This window comes from Thauera humireducens (assembly GCF_001051995.2).
Classification (GTDB): Bacteria; Pseudomonadota; Gammaproteobacteria; order Burkholderiales; family Rhodocyclaceae; genus Thauera; species Thauera humireducens.
The window spans coordinates 2,118,768-2,145,443 of sequence record NZ_CP014646.1 but is presented as its reverse complement, the minus strand read 5'-3'; the positions used below and the strand labels follow the sequence as shown (position 1 = coordinate 2,145,443).

Annotated in this window: 23 protein-coding genes; 6 read left to right on the top strand and 17 right to left on the bottom strand. The window is 68.2% G+C overall.

The genetic code is table 11. The features are described from left to right. Positions 1-5 precede the first annotated feature (5 nt). The 4 genes from xth to AC731_RS10110 form a co-directional block, all read right to left on the bottom strand. Complete coding sequence (xth, locus tag AC731_RS10125; protein ID WP_048705770.1) at positions 6-779, bottom strand: exodeoxyribonuclease III; 774 nt, start codon at positions 777-779, stop codon at positions 6-8. Beyond that, on the bottom strand, positions 776-2,860 hold the full coding sequence (locus AC731_RS10120) for a M3 family metallopeptidase (RefSeq protein WP_048705767.1): 2,085 nt from the start codon (positions 2,858-2,860) through the stop codon (positions 776-778). Before AC731_RS10120 ends, xth begins: the two co-directional genes overlap by 4 nt. A 142-nt stretch (positions 2,861-3,002) precedes the next feature. Next, on the bottom strand, positions 3,003-3,776 hold the full coding sequence (locus AC731_RS10115) for a DUF2189 domain-containing protein (RefSeq protein ID WP_048705763.1): 774 nt from the start codon (positions 3,774-3,776) through the stop codon (positions 3,003-3,005). Between the two features lie 159 nt (positions 3,777-3,935). After that, positions 3,936-4,871: a phosphoribosylaminoimidazolesuccinocarboxamide synthase gene (locus AC731_RS10110; protein WP_048705760.1), complete on the bottom strand. Its 936-nt coding sequence runs from the start codon at positions 4,869-4,871 to the stop codon at positions 3,936-3,938. A gap of 149 nt (positions 4,872-5,020) precedes the next feature. Here AC731_RS10110 and AC731_RS10105 point away from each other — a divergent pair, with 149 nt between their 5' ends. After that, positions 5,021-5,635 (top strand): DNA-3-methyladenine glycosylase I, encoded by a 615-nt coding sequence (locus AC731_RS10105; RefSeq protein WP_048705758.1) that lies wholly within the window; start codon positions 5,021-5,023, stop codon positions 5,633-5,635. Between the two features lie 182 nt (positions 5,636-5,817). Continuing rightward, positions 5,818-6,321: a GNAT family N-acetyltransferase gene (locus AC731_RS10100; protein WP_048705755.1), complete on the top strand. Its 504-nt coding sequence runs from the start codon at positions 5,818-5,820 to the stop codon at positions 6,319-6,321. 100 nt (positions 6,322-6,421) lie between these two features. Here AC731_RS10100 and AC731_RS10095 read toward each other — a convergent pair whose 3' ends face one another. From AC731_RS10095 to AC731_RS10050, 10 genes are all read right to left on the bottom strand, one after another. Then, positions 6,422-7,084, bottom strand: coding sequence for a dioxygenase family protein (locus AC731_RS10095; RefSeq protein WP_048705753.1), 663 nt, complete (start codon positions 7,082-7,084; stop codon positions 6,422-6,424). Positions 7,085-7,183: 99 nt separating this feature from the next. Further along, positions 7,184-8,482, bottom strand: a complete 1,299-nt coding sequence (locus AC731_RS10090) for a DUF3422 family protein (protein WP_048705750.1) — start codon at positions 8,480-8,482, stop codon at positions 7,184-7,186. Between the two features lie 341 nt (positions 8,483-8,823). Beyond that, complete coding sequence (fba, locus tag AC731_RS10085) at positions 8,824-9,870, bottom strand: class II fructose-bisphosphate aldolase (protein WP_048705748.1); 1,047 nt, start codon at positions 9,868-9,870, stop codon at positions 8,824-8,826. Between the two features lie 51 nt (positions 9,871-9,921). After that, positions 9,922-11,169, bottom strand: a complete 1,248-nt coding sequence (locus AC731_RS10080) for a phosphoglycerate kinase (protein ID WP_048705746.1) — start codon at positions 11,167-11,169, stop codon at positions 9,922-9,924. A gap of 43 nt (positions 11,170-11,212) precedes the next feature. Beyond that, the gene (tkt, locus tag AC731_RS10075; protein WP_048705743.1) at positions 11,213-13,240 is read right to left on the bottom strand and encodes a transketolase; all 2,028 of its coding nucleotides are present in this window, start codon (positions 13,238-13,240) and stop codon (positions 11,213-11,215) included. Between the two features lie 412 nt (positions 13,241-13,652). Next, entirely contained in the window at positions 13,653-14,534 is an 882-nt protein-coding gene (locus tag AC731_RS10070; protein ID WP_004262957.1) for a phosphoribulokinase, read from the bottom strand. A gap of 17 nt (positions 14,535-14,551) precedes the next feature. Further along, positions 14,552-15,640 (bottom strand): class 1 fructose-bisphosphatase, encoded by a 1,089-nt coding sequence (locus AC731_RS10065; protein WP_048705741.1) that lies wholly within the window; start codon positions 15,638-15,640, stop codon positions 14,552-14,554. Between the two features lie 64 nt (positions 15,641-15,704). Then, positions 15,705-16,607 carry a CbbX protein gene (cbbX, locus tag AC731_RS10060; protein WP_048705739.1) on the bottom strand — a complete coding sequence of 301 codons (903 nt, stop codon included), beginning with the start codon at positions 16,605-16,607 and terminating at the stop codon, positions 15,705-15,707. 211 nt (positions 16,608-16,818) lie between these two features. Further along, on the bottom strand, positions 16,819-17,244 hold the full coding sequence (locus tag AC731_RS10055) for a ribulose bisphosphate carboxylase small subunit (RefSeq protein ID WP_004262967.1): 426 nt from the start codon (positions 17,242-17,244) through the stop codon (positions 16,819-16,821). Between the two features lie 35 nt (positions 17,245-17,279). Continuing rightward, positions 17,280-18,746, bottom strand: coding sequence for a form I ribulose bisphosphate carboxylase large subunit (locus tag AC731_RS10050; RefSeq protein ID WP_048705737.1), 1,467 nt, complete (start codon positions 18,744-18,746; stop codon positions 17,280-17,282). A gap of 121 nt (positions 18,747-18,867) precedes the next feature. Between AC731_RS10050 and AC731_RS10045 the strand changes: the two genes are divergently transcribed. From AC731_RS10045 to AC731_RS10035, 3 genes are all read left to right on the top strand, one after another. Then, positions 18,868-19,788 carry a LysR family transcriptional regulator gene (locus AC731_RS10045; RefSeq protein ID WP_004262972.1) on the top strand — a complete coding sequence of 307 codons (921 nt, stop codon included), beginning with the start codon at positions 18,868-18,870 and terminating at the stop codon, positions 19,786-19,788. A gap of 192 nt (positions 19,789-19,980) precedes the next feature. Further along, positions 19,981-20,841: a toll/interleukin-1 receptor domain-containing protein gene (locus tag AC731_RS10040; RefSeq protein WP_048705734.1), complete on the top strand. Its 861-nt coding sequence runs from the start codon at positions 19,981-19,983 to the stop codon at positions 20,839-20,841. Beyond that, positions 20,838-22,082 carry an OmpA family protein gene (locus tag AC731_RS10035; RefSeq protein ID WP_048705731.1) on the top strand — a complete coding sequence of 415 codons (1,245 nt, stop codon included), beginning with the start codon at positions 20,838-20,840 and terminating at the stop codon, positions 22,080-22,082. The genes AC731_RS10040 and AC731_RS10035 overlap by 4 nt, the downstream gene beginning before the upstream one ends. A gap of 113 nt (positions 22,083-22,195) precedes the next feature. Here AC731_RS10035 and fba (AC731_RS10030) read toward each other — a convergent pair whose 3' ends face one another. The 3 genes from fba (AC731_RS10030) to pyk form a co-directional block, all read right to left on the bottom strand. Continuing rightward, positions 22,196-23,260, bottom strand: coding sequence for a class II fructose-bisphosphate aldolase (gene fba / locus AC731_RS10030; protein ID WP_048705730.1), 1,065 nt, complete (start codon positions 23,258-23,260; stop codon positions 22,196-22,198). A 201-nt stretch (positions 23,261-23,461) separates the two neighbouring features. Continuing rightward, a complete protein-coding gene (locus tag AC731_RS10025; RefSeq protein ID WP_004262986.1) occupies positions 23,462-24,487 on the bottom strand; it encodes a peptidoglycan-binding protein in 1,026 nt (341 codons plus the stop codon). Positions 24,488-24,565: 78 nt separating this feature from the next. Continuing rightward, positions 24,566-26,026, bottom strand: coding sequence for a pyruvate kinase (gene pyk, locus AC731_RS10020; RefSeq protein ID WP_004262989.1), 1,461 nt, complete (start codon positions 26,024-26,026; stop codon positions 24,566-24,568). 196 nt (positions 26,027-26,222) lie between these two features. On the opposite strand from pyk, the gene AC731_RS10015 reads away from it, so the two are divergent. Next, entirely contained in the window at positions 26,223-26,621 is a 399-nt protein-coding gene (locus tag AC731_RS10015; RefSeq protein WP_048705726.1) for a hypothetical protein, read from the top strand. Positions 26,622-26,676: the final 55 nt, after the last annotated feature.

The window sequence follows — 26,676 nt, the reverse complement described above, 5'->3', positions numbered from 1 at the left end:
CGCCGTCACGCGCCCAGCGCCAGGTCCAGCACCACCGGGGCGTGGTCCGAGGGGCGTTCCAGGCGGCGCGGCTCCTTGTCGACCACACAGCCGCGGCAGGCTTCGCGCAGCGCGGGCGATACCAGCAAATGGTCGATGCGCAGGCCGAAGTTGCGGCGGAAGGCCATCATCCGGTAGTCCCACCACGAGAACGCGCGCTCGGGCTGCTCGAACAGGCGGAAGGCGTCGATCAGGCCGAGATCCTGCAGCGCGCGGAAGGCGGCGCGCTCGGGCTCGGACACGTGGATCTCGTCCTTCCAGTCGGGGTGGGCGTCGCGGTCCTCGGGGGCGATGTTGAAGTCGCCCGCCAGCACCAGGCGCTCGTGGGTCTTCAGTTCCTCGCGCAGCCAGTCGGTGAGTGCGGCGAGCCAGCGCAGCTTGTACTCGAACTTGTCGGACCCTACCGCCTGGCCGTTGGGGAAGTAGCCGCACACCACGCGTACCCCGTCGATCGTGGCGGCGATGACGCGCTTCTGTTCGTCCTCGAAGCCGGGGATGTTGCGCACCACGCTGGCCTCGTCGGTCGGCCGCGGGCTGAGGATGGCGACGCCGTTGTAGGTCTTCTGGCCGACGAAGACGGCGTGGTAGCCGGCCGCCTCCAGCTCGGCGACCGGGAAGGCCTTGTCCTCGAGCTTGAGTTCCTGCAGGCACAGCGCGTCGGGCTTGTTGGCCGCCAGCCAGTCGAGGACGTGCGGCAGGCGGACCTTCAGGGAGTTAACGTTCCAGGTGGCGATCTTCATGCCTGCGCCACCATGCCGCTGTGACGCAGCAGCGCGTCCACCCTGGGCTCGCGGCCACGGAAGGCCTTGAAGGACTCCAGCGCCGGGCGGCTGCCGCCGACGGCGAGGATCTCGCGCCAGAAGCGCTCACCGGTCTCGGGGTCGAGCAGGCTGCCCTTGCCCGCGCCAGCTTCCTCGAAGGCTTCGAAGGCGTCGGCCGACAGCACCTCGGCCCACTTGTAGCTGTAGTAGCCCGCCGCATAGCCGCCGGCGAAGATGTGCGAGAAGCTGTGCGGGAAACGGTGCCAGGCAGGCGGGATCATCACCGCCACCTCGCGGCGGACCTCGTCGAGCAGGGTCATCACGCGCTCGATCGGCACCGGGCCGGCGGAGGCATCAAGTTCACTGTGCAGGCGCAGGTCGAACATCGAGAACTCGAGCTGGCGCACGGTCTGCATGCCGCTCTGGAAGTTCTTGGCGGCGATCATCTTGTCGTAGAGCGCGCGCGGCAGCGGCGCGCCGGTGTCGACGTGCGCGGTCATGCCCTGCAGCACGTCCCACTCCCAGCAGAAGTTCTCCATGAACTGGCTGGGCAGCTCGACCGCGTCCCATTCCACGCCGTGGATGCCGGACACCGCGAGCTCGTCCACCTGAGTGAGCAGGTGGTGCAGGCCGTGGCCGCACTCGTGGAACAGCGTGAGCACGTCGTCGTGGGTGAAGGTGGCGGGTTTGCCGCCCACCGGGCCGGGGAAGTTGCACACCAGGTAGGCGACCGGCGTGTCGCTGCCCCAGGTGTTGCGGTGGCGGCTGCGCGCCGAATCCATCCACGCGCCGCCGCGCTTGGTGCTGCGTGCATGCAGGTCGAGGTAGAAGTGGCCGACGAGTTCCGGTCCGTTCGCACCCTCCTTCTCGATGCGGAAGAAGCGCACGTCCGGGTCCCAGCTCGGTGCCTCGTCGGGGAGGATGTCGACGCGATACAGCGTGCGGATTACGCCGAACAGGCCGTCGAGCACCTTGGGCTCGGGGAAGTACTGCTTCACCTCCTGGTCGGAGTAGGCGTAGCGCGCCTGGCGGAGCTTTTCGGAGGCGTAGGCCACGTCCCAGGGCTCGAGGGTGTCCAGACCCAGATCGGCCTTGGCGAAGGCCTTGAGCTCTTCCAGGTCCTTCTCGGCGAAGGGCTTGGCCTTGGCGGCGAGGTCGTGCAGGAAGCCGAGCACCTGCTCCGGCGTGTCGGCCATCTTGGGCACCAGCGAGACCTCGGCGAAGTTCCGGTAGCCGAGCATGCGCGCTTCCTCGTCGCGCAGCGCCAGGATGCGGCCGATGAGCGGGCCGTTGTCCAGTTCCGGCTTGCCGAGCTCGGAGGCGCGGGTGGCGTAGGCGCGGTACATGCGCGCGCGCAGTGCGCGGTCGTCGGCGTACTGCAGCACCGGCAGATAGGAGGGCATCTGCAGGGTGAACTTCCAGCCTTCCTTGCCTTCCGCCTCGGCGGCGGCGCGGGCGGCCTCGCGCGCATCCTCGGGGATGCCGGCAAGGCCAGCCTCGTCGGTGATCCACTCGGCGTGGGCGTTGGTGGCGTCGAGCAGGTTCTCGGAGAACTTGGCGGCGAGCTGGGATTGCGCCTCCTGGATTTCCTGGAAGCGCGGTTTCTGGTCGTCGGGCAACTCGGCGCCGGACAGGCGGAAGTCGCGCAGCGCGTGTTCCAGAATGCGCTGTCGCACCGGCGAAAGGGTGGCGAACTCGGGGCTGTCGTGCAGCGCCTTGTACTTCTGGAACAGCGCCAGGTTCTGCCCGACCTCGGCGTAGAAACGCGAGATCTCGGGCAGCATCGCGTTGTAGGCCTCGCGCCATTCGGGCACGTCGAACACGCTGTGCAGATGGCCGACCACGCCCCAGGCGCGGCCGAGGCGCTCGCCGGCCTCGTCCATCGGGCTGACGAAGTCGTCCCAGGTCGGGGTGGCGGGGTCGGCGGTGAGGCGTTCGATCAGCGCGCGGTTCTCGTCGATCAGGCCGCGGATGGCGGGCTCCACGTGTTCCGGCTTGATGTCGGCGAAACGCGGCATGCCCGAGAAGTCGAGCAGGGGATTGGCGACGGCATCGTTCATGGAATCAGGTCTCTGCATGGGGGTTGAGTTGCAGGCTATTGTGCCGCAAAAAATGGCACGGGCGCCGCTATCGGCGCCCGCAGGGTTTCCAATGGCGCCCGCCGTGGGCGGGCACCCGGTTCAGGGCTTCGTCGGTGGCCCCTCAGTGGACCAGCTCGCGATAGGCATGCCAAGTTGCGTGGCCCAGCAGGGGCAGCAGGATGACCATGCCGATCATCATGGTCGCGAAGCCGACCATGACGAGGCCGACGATGATCGCCGCCCACACGGCCATCGCACCGAGGTTGAGCCCGACCGCGCGCAAGCTCGTCATCGCCGCGGTGACCGTGTCCGTCTCGCGGTCCATGATCATCGGGATCACGATGGCAGACAGCGAGAACACCACTGCGGCCAGGGCGCCGCCCACCACGAGGTAGGCGAAGACGAAGTGAACGTAGTCGCCCGACAGGAACACGTCACGGAAGAAGTTCGATACGTCGGTGATCTCCCCTCCGTAGAACAGCGCGAACAGGATCGCCGAGATACGTTCCCAGCCGATCAGGGCAATCGCGAGGAAGGCGCCGAAATAGGCCATGCTGTCGGCGTGGCGGCGCAGGCCGCGCAGCGAACTCATCAGCGAGACCCGCTCGCCACGCTCGTGCCGGCGGGAGATCTCGTACAGCCCGGCGGCGGCGATCGGGCCGATCAGGAAGAAGCCCGAGATGGCCGCGGTGAACAGATAGGGCATGTTCGCCGCGTAGGACAGGATCACGTAGCCGATCGCCGCCATCACGATGCCGTAGGACAGGCTGGCGCCGAGGTTCTCGCGCATGTCGCTCCAGCCCATGCGCAACCACTCGAACGGCCGTGAGGCGTCGACCTCGCGGATGTGGGGCAGATGGAAATGCTGCTCCAAGGAGTTGAACGGCTTGTCCATGGCAACCTCCGGTGATCGGACGTGGGTCGGAAAACACCGCACCGCCCCGCCGCGCGTGGCGGTGTCGGGTTGCTCTTTAGAGTAGGACAGCATTCGCGAGTTCGCGAATGGGAGTTGTTCTTGTTCCGCGCGCCCCTGCGGCGCGCGGAACGTCGAGGCTCAGGCCAGCTTCTGGCCGGTCAGGCGCTCGTAGGCCTCGCGGTACTTGCCCGCGGTGTGCTCGATCACGTCGGCCGGCAGCTTCGGGCCGGGCGCGGTCTTGTTCCAGTCCAGCGTTTCCAGGTAGTCACGCACGTACTGCTTGTCGAAGGACGGGGGGCTGATGCCCTCGCGGTAGCTGTCGGCCGGCCAGAAGCGCGACGAGTCGGGAGTCAGCGCTTCGTCGATCAGGTGCAGCGTGCCTGCGGCGTCGATGCCGAACTCGAACTTGGTGTCGGCGATGATGATGCCGCGGCTGGCCGCGTAGTCGGCCGCCTCGGAATACAGCGCGATCGCGGCCTTGCGCGCTTCCTCGGCCAGCTGGGCGCCGGTCTTGCCGGTGCCGGCCAGCGCGTCCTTCATCAGCGCCTCGCAGCGTGCCTGCGCCTGCTCGAACGAGATGTTCTCGTCGTGCTCGCCCATGTCGGCCTTGGACGAGGGTGTGAAGATCGGCGCCGGCAGCTTGGCCGCCTGCTGCAGGCCCGCCGGCAGCGCGATGCCGCAGATTGCCCCGGTGGCCTGGTAGTCCTTCCAGCCCGAGCCGATCACGTAGCCGCGCACCACCGCCTCGATCGGCAGCGGCTTCAGGCGCTTCACCACCAGCGCGCGGCCGCGCACCTGGTCGCGCTCGTCGGCGGCCACCACGGTCTCGGGATCGATGCCGGTGAGCTGGTTCGGCAGGATGTGGGCGAGCTTGTCGAACCAGAAGTTCGCCAGCGCCACCAGCACGCGGCCCTTGTCGGGAATCGGGTCGGGCAGGATCACGTCGAAGGCCGACAGGCGATCGCTGGTCACGATCAGCAGCTTCTCGTCGTCGACGGCGTAGATGTCGCGCACCTTGCCGCGGCCGAGCAGCGGCAGGCTCTTGATGGAGGTTTCGAAAAGGGGCGTCGCCACGGTGGGGCCTCGGGTTGCTGGCAAAGCTGAGATTATATGGGAGGTGGAGGTACCCGGCGGTGTCGCATCCAAACGACTCTGTGGTCGTGCCGGCAGAATCCAGGTCGGAGCCGGGCGCTCCTGTGGAAGCAAGGCGTGGAGAATCAGCGATGAGTGTCACCTTTTCAGGGCCTGACGGGAAACCACGGTGCCATTGGTGCGCCGCGGCGCCAGAGCTCCTTGCGTATCACGACCGGGAATGGGGGTTCCCGGTCGATGATGATTTTCGGTTGTTCGAGAAACTGTGCTTGGAGGGCTTTCAGGCTGGATTGAGCTGGCGCACCATCCTCGCGAAGCGGGAGAACTTCCGGGCGGCTTTCCATGGCTTCGACTACAACCGGATCGCGCGGTTTACGCAGGACGACGTCGCCCGCCTGTTGCAGGATGAAGGCATCGTGCGGCATCGGGGTAAGATCGAGGCGGTCATCAACAACGCGCAACGTGCGATTGAACTGGCGAACAGCGAGGGGTCGCTGGCCGCCTACTTCTGGCAGTTCGAGCCAGCGCCGGGCGAGCTTGCCGCGCCGCAAACGGCCTCGACATCGGCCGGGTCTATCGCACTCTCGAAGGTGTTGAAGAAGCAAGGCTGGAAGTTCGTCGGCCCGACGACCATGTATGCCTTTATGCAGGCGATGGGACTCGTCAACGATCATGCCGAGGGCTGCATCGTGCGCAGCGAGGTTGATGACAGCCGAAGGCGATTCCGTGCGCCTGGCTTTGGCTGAGCGGGGCGCCCCACAACGGCAGGTAGCTTTGGCCAAGCCTGTCATTCCCACGCCCACCGACCTACTATTACCGGGAGTTGACCGGCATCGCAGGGAGGCGTCATGCAAGCGCAGGAGCGACATCGCGGCCGTCTGATCGATCACGTCCAGCGGGCCGGCTGACGGATACGGACGTTGGGGGCATGGCCATGCTGAACATTCGATCATCAGAGCCCGATGACGCGAGCGTGATCGCCGCGGTGATCCTGCCGATCCAGCAGCTTGAGTTCGGTATCCCGATCACCCTCGAGGCGCAACCCGACCTGAGCGATATTCGCGGCTTCTATCAGCACGGCTGCGGCAACTTCTGGGTCGCCGAGATTGACGGCAATATCGTTGGAACAATCGCGCTGCTCGATATCGGCAACGACAATGCAGCGCTGCGCAAGATGTTCGTCGCCGCGCCCTACCGCGGAAAAGAGCACGGGGTTGCGCGGAGCCTGCTGCAGGAACTGCTCAAGTGGGCTGCAGAGAAGCAGGTCGCGAGGGTGTACCTTGGCACGACCGCCAAGTTTCTTGCGGCACACCGGTTCTACGAGAAGAGCGGTTTTGCCGGGATCGCCAAGACGGCGTTGCCCGAGTCCTTCCCCGTAATGTCTGTGGACACGAAGTTCTACTGTCTCTCCCTTGACCCCTGCGTCGCCTGAGCCTTCGCGGGGGCTGGCTTGCGTCGAAATACCGTGCGCTCCGCGTGGAGCGCCTGCTGATCATCCGTCTCGCGAGCCAGTTGCCTTCCCGGTGCTCGCTTCAGGCCGAATGCGTCTCGAACAACCCCGCCAGCACCGGTGACAGCACGAAGTCGAACGCGGCCGAGCGCGTCGCGACCGGATCGTCCGCCGGGACGAAGTCCGCGAGCAGCAGCGGGCGCAGGGCCTCGGGCACGCGCATGAAGATTCCGTCGCGCAGGTTGAGCGGCTCGCCGGCCACGTAGATCTGGGTCACGAAGGGGCGGGCGCCTTCCTGGAACACCGCGGCGTGGATGTGCGGTGTGCGCCCCGGGTAGGGCACGGGGCGGATGGTGCGGAAGCGGTAACGCCCTTCGGCGTCGGTGATCGTGTGGCCGAAGCCCTGGAAGTTCGGGTCCTCATCGGCGTCGCTGCGGTCGCGCGGATGACGGTAACGCCCGTTGGCGTCGCACTGCCAGATCTCCACGCGCAGGCCCGCCAGCGGCCGGCCGTCCATGTCCAGCACGCGGCCCGAGAGATCGGCGATCTGACCGGCGGCGCGAACGCTGCTGCCCTCGACCCGGGTCAGGTCGTTGTCCTTGTGCAGCGGTGGCGTGAGCGGATAGAAGGGGCCGGCGGTCTGGCTGGGCGTCAGCGCGCGCTGTGCCGCGACGAGCGGCGCGGAAATCAGCGCCGCGCTGCCGCCGAGGATGACCCGGCGGCGCAGTCTGGAGTGGGACGACATGGTGCGACTCCCGTGGTGCAGATGCACTGAGGACCTTAGCTGTTGGCTGCGGTTCCGCCGTGTTCGACGATCAGCCTTGGTACCCAGCGGGCCTCTGCGTCACGGATTCACGCCACTGCCTTCTTCCTCGCTCAGCAGCTTGCGCATCCGCCTCAGTCCCATGAACACCAGCCCGGCGATCACCGGGATCGACACCGCGGTGATCACCTCCGGCGTGGTGGGGGCGATGTAGTCCTTGGCGCCCTTGGCAACGTAATTGACCAGTTGCGAGGCGTAGTAGGTGATGGCGACCACCGACAGGCCCTCCACCGTTTCCTGCAGGTGGAGCTGGATCTTGGCGCGGCGGTTCATCTGCGCCAGCAGTTCCTGGTTCTGGCGTTCGAGCTCGATGTCGACCCGGGTGCGCAGCAGCTGCGAGTTGCGCGCGATACGGCCCGAGAGGTCTTCCTGGCGGCGGGCGATGGTGGCGCAGGTGGCGATGGCGGGAGCGAGCCGACGCTCCATGAACTCGCGGATGGTGGGGAAGCCGCCGAGCCGGGTTTCGCGCAGTTCATCGACGCGTTGCTGCACCAGGCGGTAGTAGGCGGCGGCGGCGCCGAAACGGAAGGTGGTGCGTGCCACCGAGCGCTCCACTTCGGCGGCGAGCCGCGTGAGGCGGCCGAGCATGGCGCGGTCGTCCTCGGTGTTGCGGGCCTGGCCGAGGCCGTCCATCAGGTCGGCGAGTTCGTCCTCGGCGCGCGACAGCAGGCGGCCGACTTCCTTGGCGACCGGGAAGGCGAGCAGCGCCATCACGCGGTAGGTCTCGATCTCGACCAGGCGCTGCACCGTGCGGCCGGCCTGGCGCGGGGTGAGGCCGTCGTCCAGCAGCAGGAAGCGCGAGAAGCCGTCGTGGATGTGGAAGTCGGTGAACACCCAACCGGCGCATTCGGCCACGCGCGCGGCCACCAGCGTTTCGCCGCGCGGCGAGGCCTGGTTGAGCACGCTCTCCGGCGAGACGTCGTCGCTGTTGCGCAGTTCGATGTGGGTGGCGGCGATGAGCTGGCCGGGGATGTCCTTGCGCCACGCGGCAGGCACGGCGAGCAGGGCGTGTTCGTCGTTGCTGTCGCCGGCCTGGATGCGGCGGATGAAGGTGTAGCTGGAGAACTCGTTGTGCCGTTCCCACTTGAGGCGGAAGCTGCCGGTGTCGAGGAACAGGTGGCCGCTGTCGGTGCCGGGTTCCGGCAGTCCGAACTGCTCGGCCAGCGAGGCGAGGTGCGCGGCCTCGCGACCCGCGCTGCCTTCGTGGTGCAGGAAGGCGAGGTAGCTGACGTATTCCGGCGTGTCGAGCGGGACGGGCGGACGCGCATGCACCTCGTCGTTGAGCGTCTGGCGCAGGGGGTGCTGTTCGAACAGGGACATGGAGATCGGCGGCGATGGGATGGGCGGCGATGGGATAGGCGGCGTAATGGACGGAAGGTCGGGTTGCAGCGCGGCCGCCGGGGCAAGCCAGCCGGCATTCTTGCCCAGTGCCTTGCGCCGTGACAAGCGCGGGCGCGGACAGTGAGCGGCTGGCGGGGGAGGGCCGGGAACGCGATCGGCAAAAGGGAGCCCGCTTCCGGGACGGGAAACGGGCGCAAGGCCCGAAGGCAGGGAAAGGAGGGGGACGCGCCGCCGGGTGCCGCGCCGGCGCGGAGGAGGGGGCGCCGACGGGTTGCCGCTCAAGGGGAGCGCTGGCGACGCGTCCGGGAACGAGGAGGCCTTCAGCGTGTGGCGGCGTAGCGCCGCGCGAGGGCGTCCAGGGGGAGCGGCTTGATGCGGCTGGCGTGGCCGGCGCAGCCGAAGGCCTCGAAGCGGGCGCGGCAGATGTCGCGCGCGGCGTCGCGCGCCGCCTTGAAGAACTTGCGCGGGTCGAACTCCTTGCGGTCGGTGCTCATCAGCCGGCGCATCGCGCCGGTCATGACCAGGCGCAGGTCGGTGTCGATGTTGACCTTGCGCACGCCGCTCCGGATGCCCTGCACGATGGCCTCGACCGGCACGCCATAGGTTTCGCCGATCTCGCCGCCATGCTCGCGGAGGATGGCGAGCCATTCCTGCGGCACGCTGGAGGAGCCGTGCATCACCAGGTGGGTGTCGGGGATGCGGGCGTGGATGGCGGCGATGCGGTCGATGGCGAGGATGTCGCCGGTGGGCGGACGGGAGAACTTGTAGGCGCCGTGGCTGGTGCCGATGGCCACCGCCAGCGCGTCGACGCCGGTGGCGGCGACGAAGTCGGCGGCCTCGGCAGGGTCGGTGAGCATCTGGCTGTGGTCCAGCGTGCCTTCGGCACCGACGCCGTCCTCCTCGCCGGCCTGCCCGGTCTCGAGCGAGCCGAGGCAGCCGAGTTCGCCCTCCACCGACACGCCTACCGCGTGCGCCATCTCGACCACGCGGCGGGTGACGTCCACGTTGTAGGCGTAGCTCGCCGGGGTCTTCATGTCCTCGCGCAACGAGCCGTCCATCATCACGCTGGTGAAGCCGCTGCGGATCGATTGCTGGCACACCGCCGGGCTGGCGCCGTGGTCCTGGTGCAGGCAGATCGGAATGTCGGGCCACTGTTCGACGGCGGCCTCGACCATCTTCTTCAGGAAGGACTCGCCGGCATAGCCGCGCGCACCGGCCGAGGCCTGCAGGATGACCGGGCTGTCGGTGGCCTCGGCGGCGAGCATGATGGCGTGGATCTGCTCCATGTTGTTGATGTTGAAGGCGGGCACGCCGTAGCCGTGTTCGGCGGCGTGGTCGAGCAGCTGGCGCAGGGCGATCATGGCCATGGGGTTCTCCCGGTGGGGTTGGGGTGGCGTTGGGATGGAACTGGGGACGGTTCAGGCCGGTTCGGGCTCGTTCTCGAACACCGGCGCGGGCGGCAGGCGGCGGCTGGCCGGGCGTGCGCGGGCGCGCAGCGCTGCCAGCGCCGGCAGTTCGCGACCCTCGAGGAATTCGAGGAAGGCGCCGCCGCCGGTGGAGATGTAGTCGATGTGGTCGGTGATGCCGAAGCGCGCGATGGCAGCCAGCGTGTCGCCACCGCCAGCGATGCTGTAGGCCGGGCTGGCGGCGACCGCGGTGGCGAGCGCGCGCGTGCCGGCGGCGAACGCGTCCATCTCGAACACGCCCACCGGGCCGTTCCATACGATGGTGCCGGCGCGCTGCAACACGTCGGCAAGCGAGTCGCGGCTGTCCGGGCCGATGTCGAGGATCATCCAGCCCTCGGGCACGTCATCGACATGCACGGTGCGTGTTAGCGCGTCGGGCGCGAAGCGGTCGGCGACGACGACGGCCTCGGGCAGCCAGACCACACCAGCATGCTCGGCCAGCCGGCGCTCGACGGCGCGGGCCGCGTCGAGCAGGTCGGGCTCGTGCAGCGAGGCGCCGACCGGGCAGCCACGCGCGGCGAGGAAGGTGTTGGCGATGCCGCCGCCGAGGACCAGCACGTCGACCTTGTCGGCCAGGCTCTCGAGAATGGTGAGCTTGGTCGACACCTTGGAGCCGGCGACGATGGCGGCCAGCGGCCGTGCTGGCTGGGCGAGCGCACGGCCCAGGGCGTCGAGTTCGGCCGTCATCAGCGGCCCGGCGCAGGCGACGGGGGCGGCCAGCGCCAGCGCGTGCAGCGTGCATTCGCGGCGGTGAGCGGTGCCGAAGGCGTCATTCACGTAGAGGTCGACGAAGCGGGCGATGCGGGCGGCAAGGACCGGGTCGTCGGCCTTCTCGCCCGGATTGCCGCGGCAGTTCTCGAGCATGACGATGCCGCCCGGCGCGAGTTCGAAGCGGCCGTCCGTCCAGTCGCGTACCAGCGGCACCGGCTGCCCGAGCAGCTTGGCGAGGTGGCTGGCGACCGGCGCGAGCGATTCGGCAGCAGTCAGCGCACCTTCCTCCGGGCGCCCCAGGTGCGAGGTGACCATGACCGCCGCGCCCGCGTCGAGGCAGGCGCGAATGCCCGGCAGCGCGGTGCGGATGCGGGTGTCGTCGGACAGCGCGCCGTCGGCCGTGAAGGGCACGTTGAAGTCGGCGCGAATGAAGATCCGCTTGCCGGCCAGCTGGGCGGCGGGAATGTCGGACAGGCGCAGGAAGTCCATCGGGGTCTCCTTGGTCTGGATTGGGTGGGGTGGCGGTGAGCGTTCAGGCGTGGGCGAGCAGGGCGAGGGCGCGGTCGAGCACCGTCTGCGGCGTGAAGCCGAAGCGCGCCAGCAGCGCGGCGGCGGGGGCCGATTCGCCGAAGCGGGCGATGCCGACCACGTCGCCGCGTACGCCGGCCAGGTAGCGCCACCAGCTGTCGGGCTGTGCGGCCTCGATCACCAGTCGCGGCACGTCCGGCGGCAGCACGGCCGCGCGGTAGTCGGCGGACTGGCGGTCGAACGCCGCGGTGCAGGGCATCGACACCACGCGTGCGGCGATGCCGCGCTCGTGCAACTGCATGCGCAGGCTCATGGCCAGCGCGACTTCCGATCCGGTGGCGATGACGACCAGCGCCGGGCGCGGTGCGTCGGCGAGCACGTAGCCCCCCCGCGCGATCGCCTGCAGCTGGGCCTCGTCGCGCGTCTGGTGCGGCAGGTTCTGGCGCGACAGGGCAAGCAGCGTGGGTCCGTCGCGGCGGGTGACCGCGGCGTTCCAGGCGGCCTGGGTTTCGACCGCGTCGCACGGGCGCCACACGTCCAGCCCCGGGATCAGGCGCAGGCTGGGGATGTGCTCGACGGGCTGGTGGGTGGGGCCGTCCTCGCCGAGGCCGATCGAGTCGTGCGTCATCACGTAAACCACGCGCTGCTTCATCAGCGCGCTCATGCGGATGGCGTTGCGGGCGTAGTCGGAGAAGACGAGGAAGGTGGCGCCGAAGGGGATGAAGCCGCCGTGCAGCGCGATGCCGTTGAGTGCCGCCGCCATGCCGAACTCGCGCACGCCCCAGTTGATGTGGCGTCCGGCGGCGTCGGCCCGCACCGCGCCACAGCCGGGCCAGTCGGTGAGGTTGGAATGCGTGAGGTCGGCCGAGCCGCCCAGCAGTTCGGGCAGCGCGCGTGCCAGGCGGCCGATGGCCTGCTGGCTGGCCTTGCGCGTGGCGACGGTCGCCGCCTCGCTATTCACGCCGCGCAGGATGGCGTGGGACAGCACGCCAAAGGCGCTGGGCAGTTCGCCCGCCATGCGGCGGCGGAACTCGGCGGCCGGTTCGGGGAAGGCTTCGGCGTAGGCGTCGAAGCGCTGCTGCCATCCCGCCTGCCGCTGGGCACCGGTCGCGCGCGCATCGAAGGCGCTGCGGATCTCGGCGGGAACGTCGAAGGGCGTATGCGTCCAGCCCAGCGCGGCGCGGGTGGCGGCGATCTCGTCGGCACCGAGCGGGGCGCCGTGAATATCGGCCGTGCCCGCACGCGCCGGACTGCCCTGGCCGATGGTGGTGCGGCAGCAGACCAGCGTCGGGCCGATGTCGTTGTCGGCGTTGGCGATCGCTTCGCGCAGGGCGCGGTCGACCGCTTCGACGTCGTGCCCGTCGACCGCCTCGATGACGTTCCAGCCGTAGGCGCGGAAGCGGGCCGGGGTGTCGTCGGCGAACCAGCCTTCGACGCTGCCATCGATCGAGATGCGGTTGTCGTCCCACAGGCAGATGAGCTTGGACAGGCGCTGCACGCCGGCGAAGCTGGCGGCCTCATGGCTGATGCCTTCCATCAGGCAGCCGTCGCCGAGGAAGACCCAGGTGCGATGGTCGACGATGGCGTGGCCTGGGCGGTTGAACTCGGCGGCGAGCAGTTTCTCGGCCAGTGCCATGCCGACGGCGTTGGTGATGCCCTGGCCGAGCGGGCCGGTGGTGGTCTCGACGCCCGGGGTGTGGCCGACCTCGGGGTGGCCGGGCGTGCGGCTGTCGAGCTGGCGGAAGCGCTTGAGTTCCTCGATCGGCAGGCCGTAGCCGCTGAGGTGGAGCAGGGCGTAGAGCAGCATGGAACCGTGGCCGTTGGAGAGCACGAAGCGGTCGCGGTCGGGCCAGGCGGGGTCGGCGGGGTTGTGGCGCAGGTGCCGGGTCCACAGTGCGACAGCGATCTCGGCCATGCCCATGGGCATGCCGGGGTGGCCGGATTGGGCGGCTTCGACGGCATCGATGGCGAGGAAGCGCAGGGCGTTGGCGCACAGGGTGTCGATCGGGGCCTGGGTGAGTCGCATGTTCATCGGAACGTCTCCAGTCACAAATGAAGGGGCTTTGTCGGCGTCTGAAAACCTATGTGGCCAGCGTGGCGTATGGGGCGTTTCTGGAGCAGCCGAGGACTGTCCGAGCCCGCAGGGCGAGTTCCGCAGGCTGCGGAAGAAATGCCCCGTGCGCCGCGCTTCAGAAGAACTGGCCGTCGGGCTGCGACTGCTTCAAAAACGGTTGATCAACCACTGCCCGTTCCACAAACCCGCGGCCTAGCAGGCGGTATTCCTTCCGCTGGCTGCGGAACTCGCTCCCTGCGGTCGCTCAGACAGTCCTCGCCAGCTTCAGGAACACCGCCTGCTCTCCGCTGGATGTGGGTGGTGCACAGGGGCCGTGAAAGACACGCGTGCTGCGGGACGCTGTTGGGGCGGACCAGGTGGCGTCTCGTTGTCATTGCGACAGTGCCTTGCGGCGACGGTCCATCAGGCGCCAGATGAAGGGGGTGAAGATGAGCTGCATGGCCAGCTCCATCTTTCCGCCGGGCACCACGATGGTGTTGGCGCGGCTCATGAAGCTGTCGTTGATCATGTTGAGCAGGTAGGGAAAGTCGATCCCCTTCGGGTTGGCGAAGCGGATCACCACCATCGACTCGTCGGCGGTCGGGATCGAGCGCGCGATGAAGGGGTTGGAGGTGTCCACCATCGGCACGCGCTGGAAGTTGACGTGCGTGCGAGCGAACTGCGGGCAGATGTAATGCACGTAGTCGTGCATGCGGCGCAGGATGGTGTCGGTGACCGCCTCGGTGGAATAGCCGCGGGTGCTCTTGTCGCGGTGCAGCTTCTGGATCCACTCCAGGTTCACCACCGGCACCACGCCGATCAGCAGATCGACGTAGCGCGCCACGTCCACGTCCTCGTGCTGCACGGCGCCGTGCAGGCCTTCGTAGAAGAGCAGGTCGGTGCCGGTCGGCAGTTCTTCCCAGGGTGTGAAGGTGCCGGGTTCCTGCTTCCAGTGCTCGGCCTCTTCCTGGCTGTGCAGGTACTTGCGGCGCATGCCGCCGCCCGATTCGCCGTAGCTGCGGAAGAGCTGTTCCAGTTCGGCGAACAGGTTGGCTTCGGGGCCGAAGTGGCTCAACTGGCAAGCGCCGCCGACTTCGCAGGCGGCGAGCTTCTCGCGCATGGTCTTGCGGTCGTAGGCGTGAAAGCTGTCGCCCTCGATGACGGCCGCGGTGACGTTCTCGCGGCGGAAGATTTCCTCGAAGGTGCGCTGCACGGTGCTGGTGCCGGCACCGGACGAGCCGGTGATGGCGACGATCGGATGACGTTCGGACATGATGGTTCCCCGGTGGCTTATTGAGCGAATTCGGTGTCGCGGAACAGCGAGCGGGCGTGGAACAGGGGGAGTTCTTCCTGTTCCACGCCGATGATCGGCTCGTGGTGGTAGCGCTCGATGCGCTCGACTTCTTCCTTCGAGCCGAACACGAAGCCGATGCGCTGGTGCAGGGACTCGGGCTGGACCTCGAGCACCGGGCGCACGCCGGTGCTGGCGCGGCCGCCGGCCTGCTCGATGAGGAAGCCGATCGGGCTGCATTCGTACAGCAGGCGCAGCCGGCCGGGCTTGGCCGGGTCCTTGCGGTCGCGCGGGTAGAGGAAGACGCCGCCGCGCATCAGGATGCGGTGGGTCTCGGCCACCAGCGAGGCGATCCAGCGCATGTTGAAGTCGACACCGCGCGGGCCGCTGCGACCGGCAAGGCACTCGTCCACATAGCGGCGCACCGGGGCCTCCCAGAAGCGCGCGTTGGAGGCGTTGATGGCGAACTCGCGGGTGGTCTCGGGCACGCGGATGTCGGGGTGGGTGAGGTAGAACTCGCCGATGATCGGGTCGAGGGTGAAGCCGGCGACGCCGTTGCCGACCGACAGCACCAGCATGGTGGAGGGGCCGTAGATGGCGTAGCCGGCGGCGACCTGGCGGCTGCCGGGTTGCAGGAAGTCTTCGGCCGGCGCGTCTTCGCCCGGCGTCGGCGCGCGCAGGATGGAGAAGATGGAGCCGACGGCGACGTTGACGTCGATGTTGGATGAGCCGTCGAGCGGATCGAAGGCGAGCAGGTACTTGCCGCGCTGGTCGCTGGCGGGCAGCGGGATGGGGGCTTCGTTCTCTTCGGACACCATGCCGGCGAGGTCGCCACCCCAGTGGGTGGCGCGCAGGAAGATCTCGTCGGCGAGGACGTCGAGCTTCTTCTGTTCCTCGCCCTGCACGTTGGCGTTGCCGTGGCTGCCGAGCACATCGGCGAGCGCGCCGTGCGCGACCGCGCGCGAGATCGCCTTGCAGGCCTGCGCGACCTGCAGGATCAGGGCGTTGAACTCGCCGGTGGCGCAGGGGTTGTTGCGGCGGTGCTCGATCAGGTATTCGGTGAGCGTGCTGCGGTCGAGGCTGAACATGGTCTGTCTCCCCCGGCGTGGTGCCGGATCGGTGCTTGTCGTTGTGCGTGTGCGCCGGCTCGGCTCAGGCGGTTTCGGCTGGCTGGAAGTGACGGCTGGCGCGTACGTCGGCTTCGGTGAGGGTGGTGAGCGATTCCGCATCGACCAGTCCGCCTGCTTCGAACAGGCGCAGGGCCTGGCGCAGGCGCATGCGGTCGAGCGCGTTGCGGATGCTGCGCGCGTTGGCGAAGTGGGGATGGCGGCGGCGCAGCACGATGTAGTCGTCGAAGGCGCGGCGCGCGCCCTCGTCGAAGCGGTAGTTCCAGCCGGCGAGCATGCGCCGGGCGATTTCGCCCAGTTCGTCGTTGCTGTAGTCGGGGAAATCGACATGGTGGGCGATGCGCGACTTCATGCCGGGGTTGGACTCGAAGAAGCGCTCCATGCGATCTGCGTAGCCGGCGAGGATCACCACGAGGTCGTCGCGCTGGTTCTCCATCACCTGCAGCAGGATCTCGATGGCTTCCTGGCCGTAGTCCTTTTCGTTCTCGGGGCGATAGAGGTAGTAGGCCTCGTCGATGAAGAGCACGCCGCCCATGGCGCGCTTGAGCACGTCCTTGGTCTTGGGCGCGGTGTGGCCGATGTACTGGCCGACGAGGTCGTCGCGGGTGACGGCGACGACGTGGCCGCGGCGGCAGTAGCCGAGGCGGTGCAGGATCTCGGCCATGCGCATGGCGACGGTGGTCTTGCCGGTGCCGGGGTTGCCGGTGAAGCTCATGTGCAGCGAGGGGTGTTCGGTGGCCAGCCCGAGGCGCTGGCGTACGCGGTCGACGAGGAGCAGGGCGGCGATCTCGCGCACGCGGCGCTTGACCGGGGCGAGGCCGACGAGGTCGCGGTCGAGGGACTCGAGCACTTCACCGATGCCGGCGTCGCGGAACTCGGCGCCGAGGTCGATGCTGGCGGGGGCGGGGGCCTTCTCGGGGGCGTTCATGGTCGCGTCTCCTGTCGGTGTCGTCTCGGGGTTGCTGGATCTGGCTGGCCAAAGGGGCTCGTGGAACGTCGGTTGGATCGTCGCCGGCTGGATGGGGGATTCCTTCCGGCGAGCTGCGGAACTCGCCCTTCGGGCTCAGACAGTCCTCGCCCGCCTCCAGGAATCCCCCGTCCAGCCTCTATCCGTCCCCCCCGATCAGCCTCTTGAGTCATCAGGGCGCATAGCGCGCGCCTTCCGGGTTGCGACCGACGGCGTAGCTCTCCATCGTGTAGCGCAGGTTGCGGCCGCGGGTTTCCTGGCGGACGAGGCGGAAGCCGGGCTCGGCGGTGGGGCGCTGGACGATGAAGGACATGCGCACCGTCTCCCAGCCCTTGGTGGAGTCGAAGGCGTTGATGCGGATGTAGGTCTCGGGGTTGGCCTCGCGGCAGGCCTTGAGCTCGCCCATGACGCCGGCCGGGTCGCGCAGGTCGAACATCGGCAGGCCCCACATGTTCCAGTAGGTGTTGCGCGGGTGGGGGTCGTCGGTGAATTCGAGGGCGACGGCCCAGTTCTGGTCCAGGCAATAGTTGATCTGCGCGGCGATCTGGGTGTCGGTGAGGTCGGGCAGGAAGGAAAAGCAGCCTTGGGTGATGCGCATGGTGGGTCTCCTCGGTTCCGTTATGGGGCTGGACTTCAGGCCACGCTGGCAGTCGGCACGAAGTCGGACGTGTCGGTGCTGGTGTAGTTGAAGGTGATGTCGCCCCAGGTATCGAGCGCGGCGCGCAGCGGCTGGCACCACTTGGCGGCGTCGGCGAGGATCTGCGGGCCTTCGTTGAGGATCTCGCGGCCTTCGTTGCGGGCGAGCACCATGGATTCGAGCGCGACGCGGTTGGCGGTGGCGCCGGCCTGGATGCCCATGGGGTGACCGATGGTGCCGCCGCCGAACTGCAGCACGACTTCGTCGCCGAACAGGTCGAGCAGCTGGTGCATCTGGCCGGCATGGATGCCGCCGGAGGCGACCGGCATCACGCGCTTGATGCTGGCCCAGTCCTGGTCGAAGAACAGGCCGCGCGGCAGGTCCTGCTTCGTCACCATCTCGCGGCAGACGTTGTAGAAGCCCTGCACGGTCATCGGGTCGCCTTCGAGCTTGCCGACCGCGGTGCCGGCGTGCAGGTGGTCGACGCCGGCCAGGCGCAGCCACTTGGCGATGACGCGGAAGGACACGCCGTGGTTCTTCTGCCGGGTGTAGGTGCCGTGGCCGGCGCGGTGCATGTGCAGGATCATGTCGTTCTCGCGGCACCAGTTGCTGATCGACTGGATCGCGGTCCAGCCGATGATGAGATCGACCATGACGATGCAGGAGCCGAGGTCGCGGGCGAATTCGGCGCGCTTGTACATCTCCTCCATGGTGCCGGCGGTGATGTTGAGGTAGTGGCCCTTCGACTCGCCGGTCTGCGCCGCGGCCTGATTGACGCCTTCCATGCAGTACAGGAAGCGGTCGCGCCAGTGCATGAAGGGCTGCGAGTTGATGTTCTCGTCGTCCTTGGTGAAGTCCAGTCCGCCGCGCAGGGCTTCATAGACCACCCGGCCGTAGTTCTTGCCGGAGAGGCCGAGCTTGGGCTTCATCGTCGCGCCCAGTAGCGGGCGGCCGTATTTCTCCAGGCGCTCGCGCTCGACCACGATGCCGGTGGGCGGGCCGCGGAAGGTCTTGACGTAGGCCACGGGCAGGCGCATGTCCTCGAGACGCGCGGCCTTGAGCGGCTTGAAGCTGAACACGTTGCCGATGATCGAGGCGGTGAGGTTGGCGATCGAGCCTTCCTCGAACAGGTCGAGATCGTAGGCGACCCAGCAGAAGTACTGGCCCTCCTGGCCCGGCACCGGCTCGATGCGGTAGGCCTTGGCGCGGTACTTGTCGCAGGCGGTCAGGCGGTCGGTCCACACCACGGTCCAGGTCGCGGTGGAGGATTCGCCGGCGACCGCGGCGGCGGCCTCGATCGGATCCACGCCTTCCTGCGGGGTGATGCGGAAGACCGCGAGCACGTCGGTGTCCTTCGGTTCGTAATCGGCGTTCCAGTAGCCCATCTGCGCGTACTTGAGCACGCCGGCCTGGTAGCGCTTCTTGGGGTCGAGGATCTGCTGCGGGTGTTCGGCTGCGCCCATGTCGGTCTCCTTGTCCTGTGTGCTGCGAGTGGTCACTGTCAAGCGGTGGTGACTGGACAATAGGTCGATTCGAAAATAAGCTCCAATGACGTTTTGTCTGTATTTGAGATCAGGATTTCTGATGAAGCTGGCCCAACGCCTCACGCTCAAGCAGCTCCGCGCGCTGGTCGCGGTGGCCGACAGTGGCAGCTTCACGCAGGCGGCGCGCCTGCTGCACCTGACGCAGCCAGCCATCTCGATGCAGATCCGCGATGCGGAAGGGGTGGTCGGTCAGGTGCTGGTCGATGGCCGGCGCGAGATCCGCCTGACCGCGGCGGGGGAGATCGTGGCCCGTGCGGCGCGCCAGGCCCTGCAGGCGCTGGAACTGGCCGAAGTCGAGCTGAAGGCGCGCATGGGCGTGGCAGCGGGTACGCTGGACGTGGTCGCGATCACCACCGCCGAGTATTTCGTGCCGCATCTGCTGGCCGAGTTCGGTCGGCGCCATCCGGACATCACCTTCCGGCTGACGGTCGAGAACCGCGAGCGCGTGCGCACGCTGCTGCAGGAACAGCGCTGCGACGTGGCGATCATGGGCCAGCCGCCGCGCGGCCTGGACCTGCGCCGCATTCCCTTCGCTCCGCACCGGCTGTCTTTCGTCGCGCGGCCGGATCACCGCCAGGCCGGACGCAAGCGCATCCCGGTCGCGGCGCTTACCGAGGAGCGCCTGCTGTTGCGCGAGCAGGGCTCGGGCACGCGCGACAACCTCGAGCGTTTCCTGCGCGCGCACGGCGTGAAGCCGCTGGCCGCCGACGAACTCGGCAGCAACGAAACGCTCAAGCAGGCGGTGATGGCCGGCATGGGCATCGCCTTCCTGTCGCACCACACGTTTGCGATGGAGGTGGAAAGCGGGCGCCTGGTGCGGCTGGACGTGGCCGATACGCCGGTGATCCGGGAGTGGAACGTGGTCTCGCGCACCGACCGGCCGATGACGCCGGCGCTCGACGCGCTGCTGGAGTTCCTGCAGACCGAAGGGGCGGCGCGGATGCGGGCGATGGAGCGGTGAGCGCCTCAGCCGGCGCGAAGCCCTGCGCCGGCCCCGCCCGAAGCGTCGGCGGTGGGTGGGCAATCCCCGGTCGGTGCCCGGGTGCCCGGTGCTGATCCGGGCGAGCGAGTAGGGGGCCTGCAATCGCATTGACAGCGCAATGGGCGTCTGCCACAACGCAATCAGGGTTCCCGTTCGCTTGCGGGAGGCGCGGTGCAGGCAGATGTCTTTCTCAGCTATGCCGAAGAGGATCGCGCACGCGCTGGCGCCGTTTCGAACGCGCTCGAAGCCTTGGGGTGGAGCGTGTGGTGGGATCGGGAGATTGCACCGGGCAGCACGTGGCGCGAGACCATCGAGCGTGCGATCGAAGGTACGCGGTGCATGGTCGTGCTGTGGTCGGAAAGCTCGATCGTCAGCCGTTGGGTGCATGAGGAGGCGGAGGAGGGTTTGGCGCGCGCCCGGCTCGTCCCGGTATTGATCGAGCCGGTGCGGCCACCGATGGGGTTTCGCAGTGTTCAGGTGTGTGACCTGAGCGGCTGGGAAGGCGACCTCAAGGCCGCCGACTTCGTGTCCCTGACGAAGGCCATTTCCGCGCTCGCGGGGCCGCCGAAAAGAGGGGCTGCGTCACCCGACGCGTCGCCACTGCTGCCCGAGCCGCCGCGGCCTGGGCTCGAGCGGTACGCGTGGGGAGCCGGTATCGTCCTGGCGGCATTGGCCCTCGTGCTTGCTGGCCTGTGGTGGTCGGTGAATACGCAGCCGACCGCGGTGCCGGCGTCGATGCCGGTCGACGCTTCCCCCCGCGATCATGCGCCGGCGCCCGGCGATGGTCCGGCGTCCGTGCCGTCGCCCGTACGGCCGGAGGCCGCGCTGCCGCCGCCGGACGCAGGCCCGTCTTCGGTCCCCCGTGTGGATCTGCAGGGAGCGACGGCGCGCACGCCGTCGCCGGATATCGCACCGAAGGTGGAGACGCGGGTGAGCCGCTCGACGCTGTCGGCGCGCTGTGCGTCGGTGCTCGAGCGCATGCAGCTCGGTGAGCCGGTATCCGACGCCGAACGCAAGGAGTGCACGCGATGAAGCGCAAGACCATTCCGATTCTCGCCCTCGCGATAGGGCTCGCCAGCAGCGCCTGTACCAACATGTCGCCCCTGTTCGGCGGCTCGACCACTGCACCCGCACCCTCGGCACCTGCGCAGGCCGCCGCGCCCGCTCCGCCGCCGATCCTGCCGTTCGATGACGCGGTGCTCGCTGCTGCCAACGACGTGTTCGCCCGCGCCAGCGTACCCGCGGGCACGGAGCGCATCGCGCTGGTGGTCGATCCGCTGGTCGATGGCATGGCCGGCGAGCAGACCGCCGCCACCCGGGCGATGGGTGAGCGTATCGCCGAGCTGGCGCGCAGCCGCTATCCACACTTCGAGATCCTGCCGTTCGACAGCGCCAGCCTTCGTCGCGCGCCCTGGGTGCTGGTGGGCACCTTCACGCCCGTCAGCGCAGAGGGGCGCACCGAGGGCAGCCGGGCCGCGTATCGGATCTGTCTCGCGCTGGCCGACCTGGGGAGCGGCAGGATCGTCAGCAAAGGGCTGGCGCGTTCTCAGCTGGAAGGCGTGGATGGCACGCCGCTGGCGTCCTTTCGCGACAGTCCGGCGTGGGTGCGGGATCCGCGTGTCGAGGCCTACATCCGCACCTGCCAGGGGACCAAGGCCGGCGACCCGATCCAGCCCGCCTATCTTGACGGCATTCTGACCGCAAGCCTGATCAGCCAGGCGGTCGAGGCCTACAACGCTGGCCGGTATCGAGAAGCGCTCGAACGTTATGAGGCGGCAGAGGCCACGCCGGCAGGGCGGCAGTTGCGGGTGCTGAATGGGCTCTATCTGGCGAACACGCGCCTGGGGCATGCCGAAGCCGCAGGCCGGGCCTTCGGCCGCCTCGTGGATTTCGGACTCGAGCAGCAGCGCCTGGCGATGAAGTTCCTTTTCCGTCCCGGCAGTACCGGTTTCGTTGCTGAACGCAGGTTGTCGGGCGCTTATCCGATGTGGCTCGCCGAGATCGCGCGCGGTGCTGCGGCGCGAGAGGCCTGTCTCGAAGTGGCAGGGCATGCCAGTCGCAGCGGACCCGAGCCGCTGAACGAACGGCTCTCGCTCCTGCGTGCCGAAGCCGTGCGCGGACTCCTTGTCGCCAACGATGCACGGCTGACGACGCGCACGATCGCGGCCGGCTATGGGTCGCGTGAGGCGATGGTCGGCACCGGTCGCGGCGACGCCAGCGATGCGATGGATCGCCGCGTGGAGTTCCGCGTGGTCAACTGCGCGCCGGCCTGAGGCTTGAATCGGGTGGCCGCCCCGGCGGGAGTCGCCGGGGCGGCGCGGAGGTTCGCGCAAAAGAAAACGCGCCACGTGGGCGCGTTTCGAACTGCCTGGGAAGCCGCGAAGACTCAGCGCACGATCTGCGTCAGGTCGCCGGCCTTGTAGCGTGCGGCCATCTTCTCGAGCGAGACCGGCTTGACCTTGCTGGCCATGCCGGCGCAGCCGAAGGCTTCGAAGCGGGCCTTGCACACCAGCTTGGCGGCTTCGCGCGCGGGCTTGTTGAACTCGCGCGGGTCGAACTTGGAGGGGTTCTCGACCAGGAACTTGCGCACCGCGCCGGTCATTGCCAGGCGGATGTCGGTGTCGATGTTGATCTTGCGCACGCCGTACTTGATGCCCTGCACGATCTCCTCGACCGGTACGCCGTAGGTTTCCTTCATGTCGCCGCCGTACTGGCGGATGATCTCGAGCAGTTCCTGCGGCACCGAGCTGGAGCCGTGCATCACCAGGTGGGTGTTGGGGATGCGGGCGTGGATCTGCTTGATGCGCTCGATGGCGAGAATGTCGCCGGTGGGCTTGCGGCTGAACTTGTAAGCGCCGTGGCTGGTGCCGATGGCGATTGCCAGCGCGTCGCAGTCGGTCTGCTTGACGAAGTCGGCCGCCTGGTCGGGGTCGGTCAGCATCTGGCTGTGGTCGAGCGTGCCTTCGGCGCCGACACCGTCTTCCTCGCCGGCCTGGCCGGTCTCGAGCGAGCCGAGGCAGCCGAGCTCGCCTTCGACGCTGACGCCGATGGCGTGCGAGAACTTCACCACCTCGCGGGTGACGGCGACGTTGTATTCGTAGGAGGAGGGCGTCTTGCCGTCTTCCAGCAGCGAGCCGTCCATCATCACGCTGGAGAAGCCCGAGCGGATCGCGCCCATGCAGATCGCCGGGCTCTGGCCGTGGTCCTGGTGCATGACGATGGGGATGTTCGGGTAGGCCTCGACGGCGGCGTCGATCAGGTGGCGCAGGAAGGCTTCGCCCGCGTATTTGCGCGCGCCGGCCGAGGCCTGCATGATCACGGGGCTGTCGCACTCCGCCGCCGCTTCCATGATGGCCTGGACCTGTTCGAGGTTGTTCACGTTGAACGCGGGCAGGCCATAGCTGTGTTCGGCAGCGTGGTCGAGCAGCTGGCGCATGGAAACGAGGGGCATGTAGGTTCTCCTGATGACTGGGCGAGAAGGGCGGGCCATTGCAGGACCGCGCTGTGTGTTCGGTTAGCTTCGCATTCTAATACGAGCCGAGTCGATGCGTTGGGCGTCGCAGGGCGTGCGCACGCGTCCGGCAGCCGCACGCCGGTAAACGAAAACGGCCCGGGCGGACCCGGGCCGTTTCTCACGCTGGCGCGTGCCGTATCAGCGCTGCAGCTCGGCCTGCGTGGTGGCGTCGAGCCGGCCGGTGACCGGGATGCCACGGTCGGCCTGGAAGTCACGCAGGGCGGCCTGGGTCTTTGCGCCCATCTTGCCGTCGGGCGTACCGACGTCGAACCCGAGCTCGTTCAGGCGAGACTGGGCATCGCGCAGGCTGATCTTGCCGCCGCTGTAGCCGGCGGGCTGGGAGGCGCCATCGACGCCGAGACGACCGCCGGTGCCGAGGCCTCGGTCACCCATGCCCTGGGCGGTGTAGTTGCGCAGCGCGCGCACCAGCTGGTTGTAGGAGTCCATGAAGGCGCCGGCGATGACCTTGCCCTGGGGCGTGTTGGTGTAGCCGCCCAGTCCGCCGACCGCGCCGCCGCCGCCCAGCAGGCCGCCCAGTCCGAAGTCGGTGTTCTTGGAGCTGCCTTCCGCGACGCCGACCTGGACGCCCGAGCGGTTGTCGACCAGCGTCAGCAGCGTGGCGGCTTCATTGGTCTTGATGCTGCCGACGATGGCGCCCACCAGCCCGCCGCCCACGGCGCCGGCTGCGGCACCCAGGCCGCCCGTGCCGCGTTCGCTGAACAGCACTTCAGGCGTCAGCGAGTAGTCCGCGCTGACCATCTGGCCCTTGCCGAAGTTGCTGCCGGCACGCAGCTCGCCACTCTGCTGCAGCGCGCGCTCCTGCGCCATGTTGGCCATTGCACGACCGCGATCGACGACGATGAAGCAGTTCGACTGCTGCATCAGCAGGCGCAGCACCGGCACCGTGGAGGTCAGGCGGTACTGGCCGGACAGGATGCGATACCAGTCGGCGTTCTGGTCCTCGACCACCGCGATGGTGCCGAACGGGCGGTCGCAGCGCTCGAGTTCGGTGTTCGCGTTCTCGGCGTTGGCGCCACCGGCTGCACCGGTCGCGACGGTCTTCGCACCGGCGTCGCCGCTGCGGACCGGCATGGAGCCGACGCAACCCGCGAGCGTGGTGGTGAGCGCCGCGAGCGCAAGGAATTTGAGCTTGTTGTTTTTCATCGAAGAACCCCGTGCCGGTGTATCTGTAGAAAGGAACGGGGATCTTAACAAAATGAAACGGCGTTATGCCACCGAGGTCTAGAAGTCGGATGCGCCGAGGCCGCCTGGCGCCTGATGGTCGCCGACGCGCACGATCTTGAGCGTGTTGGTGCCACCCGAGGCGCCGATCGGCTCGCCGATGGTCAGCACGATGAGGTCGCCGTACTCCACCACGCCCTGTTCGAGCAGGATCTGCTCGGCTTCCCACAGCAGCACGTCGCGATCCTGGTGGGTCTGGCTCATCAGCAGCGGATAGACCTCGCGGTACAGCGTCATCTGGTTGCGGGCACGGACCTCGGGGGTGAGCGCGTAGATCGGCACGCCGCAGTTCAGGCGGCTCATCCACAGCGCGGTCGAGCCGGTCTGGGTCAGCGAGGCGATGGCCTTGACGTTGAGGTGGTAGGCGGTCCACATCGCCGCCATCGCGATCGACTGGTCGATGCGGGTGAAGACGCGGTTCAGCACCTCGCGGTCGAGCGTGACTTCGTTGGATTTCTCGGCCTCCAGGCAAACGCGGCTCATGGCCTCGACGACCTCGACCGGGAACTTGCCGGATGCGGTTTCCGCCGACAGCATCACCGCGTCGGTGCCGTCGAGCACCGCGTTCGCGACGTCCGACACTTCGGCGCGGGTCGGTACCGGGCTGGTGATCATCGATTCCATCATCTGCGTGGCGGTGATGGTGAGCTTGTTGCGGTCGCGGGCGGCGCGCAGCATCTTCTTCTGCAGCGCCGGCACGGCGGCGTCACCCACTTCGACGGCGAGGTCGCCGCGCGCCACCATGATGCCGTCCGAGGCATCGAGGATCTCCTCGAGGTTGGCGACGGCCTCGGTGCGCTCGATCTTGGCGATCAGCAGCGCGTCGCCACCACCGGCGGCGCGCATCAGCTGGCGCGCCATGTACATGTCGGCCGCGCTCTTGGGGAAGGACACGGCGACGAAATCGACGCCGATCTGTGCGGCGGTGCGGATGTCGTCCATGTCCTTGGCCGTGAGCGCCGGCGCGGTGAGCCCACCGCCCTGGCGGTTGATGCCCTTGTTGTTGGACAGCTCGCCGCCGACCTTCACCACGGTGTGGATCTCATGGCCGATCACCTTCTGGACCGTCAGCTTGAGGCGGCCATCGTCGAGCAGCAGCACGTCGCCGGGCTTCACGTCCTTGGGCAGGTCCTTGTAGTCGAGGCCGACACGCTGCGTATTGCCCATCTCGCAGCGGGCGTCGAGGATGAAGGGCTCATCGCGGTCGAGTGTGATGCGGCCATCGACGAACTTGCCGATGCGGATCTTCGGGCCCTGCAGGTCGGCGAGGATGCCGACCGGCCGGCCGACCAGGGCCGAGGCCTCGCGGATGGCCTCGGCGCGCGCGACGTGGTCCTCGGCCTTGCCGTGGGAGAAGTTCATGCGCACGACGTCGACGCCCGCCTGCACCATGCGTTCGAGCACCTGCGGGTCTGAGGAGGCGGGGCCGAGGGTGGCGACGATCTTGGTATGGCGCGACATGAGGTCTCCCGAAAGCGTGTTCTTTTGAGCGAGGCGGGGCGTGGAATGTGTTGCGCAGCCCCTCTGCACATTCTAAACCGGGCTTCCGCGCCTACGTGTCGATGCGGCGGTGCAGTGTTCGGATGCGCGTCGCGCGATGAAATGGAAAAGTCATGCGGCTGTACTAGACTGACGGATAAACAAGAGGGGTAGGCTCATGGACCTGACAGTCGTTCTCAGCATCGTGATCGCGGCGTTGTTCGTCACCGGATGGACGACCTTACGCCGCCGGCCACAGCCCATGCCTGCGCAGACCGACATACCGGCCCATCCCTACCATTGCGTTGCGGTCGAGGCGCGCGGCGGCGGCTGCGAGGCCGTGCGTCGGATGGCGGGCAAGCGCTTCCTGGCCGCCCACGCCCCGCAGCTGCCCCTGTCGGGCTGCAATCAGACCAGTTGCGAATGCATCTACCTGCACTACGAGGATCGCCGCCACCACAATCGCCGCGACCCCTACATTCATGCCCGGCGGGCGCCGATCACCGAGCTTTCGCAGGATCGGCGCGTGACGAGCGGTCGGCGCAAGACGGACCTGCTGGCCCAGCCGGTGCTCTAGCTGCCCCTGAATGGACAAAGGCCACCCTGCGGGGTGGCCTTTGCTTTTGCCCGCG